Origin of the sequence: Micromonospora craterilacus, assembly GCF_003236315.1 — a bacterium.
GTDB classification, from domain to species: Bacteria; Actinomycetota; Actinomycetes; order Mycobacteriales; family Micromonosporaceae; genus Micromonospora; species Micromonospora craterilacus.
In genome coordinates this window covers 1-7,399 of record NZ_POTY01000299.1, presented here as the reverse complement: position 1 = coordinate 7,399, position 7,399 = coordinate 1, and the positions used below count along the sequence as shown (strand labels likewise).

General features: G+C 70.3%; 4 protein-coding genes and 1 pseudogene. 3 read left to right on the top strand and 2 right to left on the bottom strand.

The window, feature by feature from the left end; translation table 11 throughout:
• Nucleotides 1–113: 113 nt before the first annotated feature.
• The gene (locus tag C1I95_RS30255) at nucleotides 114–1,049 is read right to left on the bottom strand and encodes a carbohydrate kinase family protein (RefSeq protein WP_111219022.1); all 936 of its coding nucleotides are present in this window, start codon (nucleotides 1,047–1,049) and stop codon (nucleotides 114–116) included.
• A gap of 395 nt (nucleotides 1,050–1,444) precedes the next feature.
• On the opposite strand from C1I95_RS30255, the gene C1I95_RS30250 reads away from it, so the two are divergent.
• Nucleotides 1,445–2,479 carry a lytic polysaccharide monooxygenase auxiliary activity family 9 protein gene (locus tag C1I95_RS30250; RefSeq protein ID WP_233513975.1) on the top strand — a complete coding sequence of 345 codons (1,035 nt, stop codon included), beginning with the start codon at nucleotides 1,445–1,447 and terminating at the stop codon, nucleotides 2,477–2,479.
• 73 nt (nucleotides 2,480–2,552) lie between these two features.
• Here the strand turns inward: C1I95_RS30250 and asnB are convergent, their stop codons facing one another.
• Nucleotides 2,553–4,514 (bottom strand): asparagine synthase (glutamine-hydrolyzing), encoded by a 1,962-nt coding sequence (gene asnB, locus C1I95_RS30245; RefSeq protein WP_111219020.1) that lies wholly within the window; start codon nucleotides 4,512–4,514, stop codon nucleotides 2,553–2,555.
• A gap of 199 nt (nucleotides 4,515–4,713) precedes the next feature.
• On the opposite strand from asnB, the gene C1I95_RS30240 reads away from it, so the two are divergent.
• Both C1I95_RS30240 and C1I95_RS30235 read left to right on the top strand, forming a co-directional pair.
• Nucleotides 4,714–6,195, top strand: a complete 1,482-nt coding sequence (locus tag C1I95_RS30240) for an aminopeptidase P family protein (RefSeq protein ID WP_111219018.1) — start codon at nucleotides 4,714–4,716, stop codon at nucleotides 6,193–6,195.
• A 297-nt stretch (nucleotides 6,196–6,492) separates the two neighbouring features.
• A pseudogene (locus tag C1I95_RS30235) lies at nucleotides 6,493–7,399 on the top strand (hypothetical protein); the annotation flags it as partial.

Genomic DNA, 7,399 nt, shown 5'->3' with positions numbered 1-7,399 from the left:
GGCCCGCCCCGCCCTGATCGCCGCCCACCGCGGCTACGCCGAGCTGGACGGCACCGCCTGACCTGGCGAGCCGGTGGCAGCGCCCGTCCGGCCGGACAGGTCGGCCGCGGCGATCAGCGGTCGAACCGCTCGACCACCTCGGCGCGGGTGGGCATGGCGACCGCGCCGCCGGCACGCTCGCAGACCAGCCCGGCGACCCGCAACGCGAAGGCGACCCGCTCGTGCCAACCCGCCGGCTCGACCGGCTCGCCGGCGACGAGCAGGTCGGCGACGAGCGCGGCCATCACCGAGTCGCCCGCGCCGGTGGCGTCGACCGCGTCCACCTTGGGGGCGGGTACGCGTACCGGATCGGCATCGGCGGCGGCGACCACCGCACCGGCGGCACCCAGGGTGACCACGACGGTGCCGGCGCCCAACTCCCGCAGGTACGCCGCCACCCCCTCGACCGGCTCACCGGGATAGAGCAGCTCCGCGTCGACGGTGCTGAGCTTGACCAGGTGCGCCCCGGCGGCGAACTCGGCGACCACCTCGCGAAGTTCGGCCAGCGCCGCCGGGCCGTCCAGCAGGCGGGGGCGGACGTTGGGGTCGAACACCCGCAGTCGACCCGACAGCGACCAGGCCCGCCGCGCGGCGGCCAGCGTCGACGGCGCGAGCAGCACGATCGAGCCGCAGTAGAGCACGTCGGCGCCCTCGACCAGCGCGACGTCGAGGTCGTCGGGGGCGAGCAGCGAGTGGGAGGGCGGCTCGCCGTAGAAGCGGAAATCCGGTTCCGGGCCGGCGAAGGTGGCCACGGCCAGTGTGGTCGGTACGGCCGCGGTGATCGTCCCGGCCAGCCCGACCTGCTCGGCGGCGAGGAAGGCGCGGATCCGGTCGGCGAGCACGTCGTCACCGAGTGACCCGACGAACTGCACCGCGCCGCCGAGCCGGGCGATCCCGACGGCGACGTTGAGCGGGCCGCCACCGATGGCCTGCCGGTAGACCGGTGCGCCGTCGCACTCGGCGTCGAGCAGGTCGACGAGCGCCTCGCCGAACACCACCGCGTATCCCATCTCCAGGTCCCTCCGTCGGCCGTCCGTGATGCCCAGGCTGGCACAGCGGTTGCGTGCCGGGCGCCGAAGCCACGGTATTGGCGAGGCGGCCCCGACGCGAAGCCGGGCCCACGATACGCATCGAGAGATGCTATTGCGTCGATGCGCGCGGCATGCTGGGATGGTGGTATCAGGTGGCGCGGGGCTGCGCGCCACCTATGCCGGGTTCATCACGCGCGAGGGCTTTCACACACGTCGACAGACCGCTGGCGGCACACCGCCCGGCGGGACACCCACCCCGTCACAGGTCGCCGCAGCGTCGCATCCGCCCGCAGCAGCGGGGCGGCCGTCATGTCGCCACCCCGCGCGTTTCGGCGGGGCCACCCACCTGTGTGCCCCGCGAGTCAGGAGAACCCGTGCACCGTCCTCGTCTGGGCGCGCTGCTCCTCGCAGCCGCCACCCTTGTCGCGAGCGTGGTCGTGGTGACCGCCCGCCCCGACCCGGCCGCCGCGCACGGCGCGGCGATGATTCCGGGTGCCCGCACCTTCCTCTGTTGGAAGGACGGCCTCTCCCCCACCGGCGAGATCCGGCCGCAGAACCCGGCCTGCGCCGCCGCGGTCGCGCAGAGCGGCTCGAACTCGCTCTACAACTGGTTCAGCGTGCTGCGTTCGGACGCCAACGGGCGCACCACCGGCTTCATCCCCGACGGCCAGCTGTGCAGCGGCGGCGCCACCGGCTTCCGCGGCTACGACCTGGCCCGCAACGACTGGCCGTTGACCCACCTGACGGCCGGTCGGACGATGGAGTTCCGGTACAGCAACTGGGCCCACCACCCGGGCACGTTCTACTTCTACGTCACCAAGAACACCTGGAGCCCGACCAGGGCGCTGGCCTGGAGCGACCTGGAGGAGCAGCCGTTCCTCACGGTGACCAACCCGCCGCAGCGCGGCGCGGTCGGCACCAACGACGGCCACTACTACTTCACCGGCACCCTGCCGTCGAACAAGAGCGGCCGGCACATCATCTACTCGCGTTGGGTCCGCTCGGACAGCCAGGAGAACTTCTTCGGCTGCTCCGACGTGACCTTCGACGGCGGCAACGGCGAGGTGACCGGCATCGGCTCGGGCGGCAGCAACCCGCCGCCCGCCGGTAACGGCGGCTGCTCGGCCACCTTCAAGCTGACCAACAGCTGGTCCGGTGGGTTCCAGGGCGAGGTGGAGATCAGGAACACCGGCACCGCGCCGTTGAACGGCTGGGCCGCGAGCTGGACCCTGTCCAGTGGCCAGCAGATCAGCCAGATCTGGAACGCGACTCACACCACGTCCGGATCGTCGGTGACGGCCCGCAACGTGTCGTACAACGGCACCGTCGGTGTCAACGGCAGTACGAGCTTCGGCTTCCTTGCCAGCGGCACCAGCTCTTCACCCACGATCACCTGCGCCGCCAGCTGATCACCAGCACCACGAAGGGGGCCCCGGTCGGGGCCCCCTTCTGCTTGACCGCTCGCGCCTGTCCGCCTCCGGCTCAGCGCACCATGGACCCGACGACGGGCTTGGTGAGCAGGGCGGACTGGTTGCGCTGGATGCCCGGGTCCAGCGTCTTCGCGACGAAGATCGCATGCCAGATGCAGAAGATCAGCACCGTCCACACCTTGCGGGAGTGGTCGAACTCCTCCCGCTTGTGCTCCTCCAGCAGCCGCAGCGCGTACGACAGGTCGAGCAGGTCGCCGGCGCCCGAGGTGGTCAGCACGTGCCGGGCCCACTCGTACATCTCGCCGCGCAGCCAGACCCGGGTCGGGGTCGGGAAGCCCAGCTTCTTGCGGTTCACGATGGCCGGCGGCACGACGCCCTGCAACGCCTGCCGCATGGCGTACTTGGTGGCGTCGGAGCGCGGCGGCAGCTTCAGCTCGACCGGGATCTTCGCCGCCACCTCGAACACCTCGCGGTCGAGGAACGGCACCCGCACCTCCAGCGAGTGCGCCATGGAGATCCGGTCGGCCTTGACCAGGATGTCCCCGCGCAGCCAGGTGTAGAGGTCGACGTACTGCATCTTGGTGACGTCGTCCAGCTCGGTGCACTCGGCGTAGATGGGCGCGGTGACGTCGGTGTAGCGCACCGACGGGTCGTACCGGCGCAGCAGGTGCTGCTTCTCCTCCTCGGTGAACATCCGCGCGTTGCCGTAGTAGCGCTCCTCGATCGGCGTGGTGCCGCGCTCCAGGAAGCTCTTGCCCTTGACCCCCTGCGGGATCGCCTTGGACACCGCCCGCAGGCCCTTCTGCACCCCGCCCGGCAACCCGTTGACGCCGCTCAGCGAGAGCGGCTCACGGTAGATCGTGTAGCCGCCGAAGAACTCGTCGGCGCCCTCGCCGGAGAGCACCACGGTGACGTGCTCGGCGGCCTTCTTGGCGACGAAGTAGAGCGGCACCAGCGCCGGGTCGGCGACCGGGTCGTCCAGGTGCCAGACGATCTTCGGCAGCGCCTCCATCATGTCCTGCGGCCCGATCTTGGTCGGGATGGTGGTCACGTCGAGGTGGCGGGCCGAATCCTGGGCGACGTCGATCTCCGAGTAGCCCGGCACGTCGTAGCCGACGGTGAAGGTGAGGATGTTCGGGTTGAACTCCCGGGCCAGCGCCACCACCGCAGTGGAGTCGATCCCGCTGGACAGGAACGAGCCGACCGGCACGTCCGAGCGCATGTGCATGCGTACGCTCTCGCGCAGCGTCTCCCGGATCTCGTGGTAGAGCTTCTGCTCGTCGGAGACCGGGGCGGGCCGGAACACCGGGCGGTACCAGCGCCGCACCTCGATCCGCCCGCCCGGCGTCCAGGTGAGGTACTCCCCCGAACCGATCCGGCTGATTCCCTGGTGCAGGGTGCCCGGCTCGGGGACGTACTGGAGGGTCAGGTAGTGGCTCAGGTTCGCGGCGTCGACCCCGGCGTCCCCGGCGTACGCGGACTGCGCGAACGGCAGCAGGGCCTTCTTCTCCGAGGCGAGGTAGAGCCCGTCGACGGTCTCCAGGTAGTGCAACGGCTTGATGCCGTAGTAGTCCCGGGCGCCGAACGCGCGGCGCTCCTGACGGTCCCAGATGACGAACGCGAACATCCCGCGCAACCGGGTGAGCACCTGCTCGCCCCAGTAGTGGTAGCCGGCGACGATCACCTCGCCGTCACCGTTGGTGGCGAACCGGGCGCCGAAGTCGCGGATCAGCTCCTCGCGCAGCTCGATGTAGTTGTAGATCTCGCCGTTGAAGGTCAGCAGATAGCGCCCGTCGGCGTACGGCAGCGGCTCGTGACTCAGCGCCACGTCGATGATCGCCAGCCGCTTGTGGGCGAACACCCCGTCCGCGTACCGGCCGGAGGCGTCCCCCACCACCTCGACACCTGTCTCGTCCGGTCCGCGGTGGTGCAGGCATTCCAACGCTCCGGCGATGTTGTCGCGGTGGGCGGCGGCGTCGCCGCGGGCACTGAAAAAGGCCAGGAGTCCGCACATGGTCGTCATCTTTCCACGCGTCCGGATCGGGCGTCGCGGCACGGCCGGCCTCGCCCGGACGGGCACCGCACCCCATCTCATACCACCTGGTCCGGCTTGTCGGGGCCGGTACGGCCGACCCGACCCGGCCCGCCGGCTCAGGCTCCGAACCGGCTTCGCGGTACCGTCGGGACCAGCAATGACGCGAAGGGAGCGGGGCATGACCGAGGAACGCACCGACGGCAAGCCGGCCGACGGCACCGAGTCGCACGACCCGGACTTCCCACCGGCGTTCCTGTCATTCATGCGGCAGGGCTGGCGGGACACCACCCTGCCGGTCGGCCCGCGACCGGAGGTGCCGAACTACGCCAAGCGCCGGGCCGCCCTCTCGGCCGCCTTCCCCGGCGAGACGCTGGTGATCCCCACCGGCGGGGAGAAGATACGCGCCAACGACACCGAGTTCCGCTTCCGTCCGGGCAGTGACTTCGCGTACCTGACCGGCGATCACGAACCGGACAGCGTGCTCGTGCTGCGGCCCAACGGCTCCGGCCACGACGCCACCCTGTACATGCGGCCCCGCTCCTCCCGGCAGACCGACGAGTTCTTCCGCAGCCGCCACGGCGAGCTGTGGTTGGGCCGGCGGCACACCCTGGCGGAGAAGTCGAGCGAACTGGGGCTGCCCACCGCCGACCTGACCGAGCTGGAGACGGCGCTGGCCGGCCTGGCGCCGGCGCGTACCCGGATGCTGCGCGGCTTCGACGCTCGGGTGGACGCCGCGGTGCAGCCGTACGACGGTCCGCGGGACGAGGACCAGCCGGCCCGCGACCGCGAACTGGCGATCGCCATCGCGGAGCTGAAGCTGGTCAAGGAAGAGTGGGAGATCGCTCAGCTCCAGGACGCGATCGACGCCACGGTCCGCGGTTTCGAGGACGTGGCCCGGGTGCTGCCGGCCGACCTGGGGGTCTCGGAGCGGCTGCTGGAGGGGATCTTCGCGCTGCGGGCCCGGCACGACGGCAACGACGTCGGCTACGGCTCGATCGTCGGTGCCGGCGAGCACGCCACGATCCTGCACTGGGTGCACAACCACGGCGTCACCCGGCCGGGTGAACTGCTGCTGATGGACATGGGCGTGGAGAACCGGCACCTCTACACCGCGGACGTGACCCGGGTGCTGCCGGTGGACGGCCGGTTCACCACCCTGCAGCGGCAGGTCTACGACATCGTGTACGCGTCGCAGCAGGCCGGCATCGAGTTCATCAAGCCGGGTGTGGCGTTCAAGGACGTCCACCTCACCTGCATGCGGGTGCTCGCCGAGGGGCTGGCCGACCTGGGGCTGCTGCCGGTGAGCGTGGACGAGGCGATGGACGAGTCCTCGACCGTGTACCGCCGCTGGACGCTGCACGGCTTCGGGCACATGCTCGGCATCGACGTGCACGACTGCACGAACGCCCGCAAGGAGAACTACCGCGACGGCACTCTGGGCGAGGGGTACGTGCTCACCGTCGAGCCGGGGCTGTACTTCCAGCCGGAGGACGAGCTGGTCCCCGAGGAACTGCGCGGCCTGGGCATCCGGATCGAGGACGACGTCCTGGTCACCACGGAGGGCGCGGTGAACCTGTCGGCGGGCCTGCCGCGCCGGGCCGACGAGGTGGAGACCTGGCTGGCCGAGCAGCGCGAGGCGGGTCCGCGCCTGCCGGGCTGACCCCGCACGTAGTACCACGGCGGGCCCCGCCGTCGGCGTCTGCGACGTATCTCGTCGTTACGGCGCCGGTGGTGGGGCCCGTTGTCATTTGCGCTGCTCTCGTCCTTCCCGGTCCCATCGGACCACACCGCGACGACTCGCCAGACTTGCCCTGAATATGGGGTTTTTTCAGATAAGTCCCCGTCGTGAGGATCCTTCTCATACGGTGTTGATCAGAGGCTACAACCGATTTGTAGCTAGTCGCACCACCTGGGGTGGTGCGACCCGTCTGATAGCACGAAAGGGCGGAAGGCTCTGATGTCCAACGACGTAACCACTTCTGACGGCGGGGCCCAGACGACCCCGCCGACGAACAGACGGCGGACGCTCTGGGTCGCCACCGGCGTGGCCGGACTGACCGGCGTCGTCGGCTTGGCGGCGCTGGGCGGCCTCGCCGCTCGTGACAACAACAAGTCCGACGACCCGCAGCAGGTGTCGGAGAACCGCGCGGCTGCCCCGCAGTACGCGAGCGACGACGGCAAGGACCGGGACAAGGACCGGGACAGGGACCTCGAGAACAAGGATCGGGACAAGGGTCACGAGGGCAAGGACCGGGACAAGGACAAGGACCGGGACGAGCGCAAGGTGCGGGAGGTGCCTTGTGACGACGATGAGTTGATCGAGGCCCTCGACCTGGCCAACCGTGATGAGGGTGGCACGCTGAAGCTGACCCCGGACTGCACGTACGAGCTGGACGAGTTCGACAAGAAGTCCGACGCGGGTCTGCCGACGATCAAGCAGGAAATCAAGATCGAGGGCAACGGCGCGACGATCAAGCGGGAGTCCCGGGACGGGTTCCGGATCTTCCGGGTCGCCGACGGCGGTGACCTGACCCTGAAGGACGTCACCGTCAAGAACGGCGCCGCCGCCGACCGCGAACACAAGCAGGTCAAGCACACACCGCCGGCGAAGAAGAAGGCCCCCGGCAACGCGTCCGGGACCGGCGCCGGCGCCGAGGCGCCGGCAGCGGCCCCGGCACTTGCCGCCCCGGCCAAGCCTGTCGCGGACGGCGAGAACGACTGGCAAGGCAAGGAAGAGAAGAAGGACTGGCACGGTAAGGACGACAAGGAGCACCAGGGCGACGGCGGCGGCATGCTGGTCGAGCGGGGCGGCCGGGCCCACCTGGTGAACACCAAGTTCTTCCTCAACAGCGCCGAGAACAACG

Coding starts and splice junctions, on each gene's coding strand:
- asnB (WP_111219020.1), bottom strand. CDS start 4,514: ATGTGCGGACTCCTGGCCTTTTTCAGTGCCCGCGGCGACGCCGCCGCC.
- C1I95_RS30255 (WP_111219022.1), bottom strand. CDS start 1,049: ATGGGATACGCGGTGGTGTTCGGCGAGGCGCTCGTCGACCTGCTCGAC.
- C1I95_RS30240 (WP_111219018.1), top strand. CDS start 4,714: ATGACCGAGGAACGCACCGACGGCAAGCCGGCCGACGGCACCGAGTCG.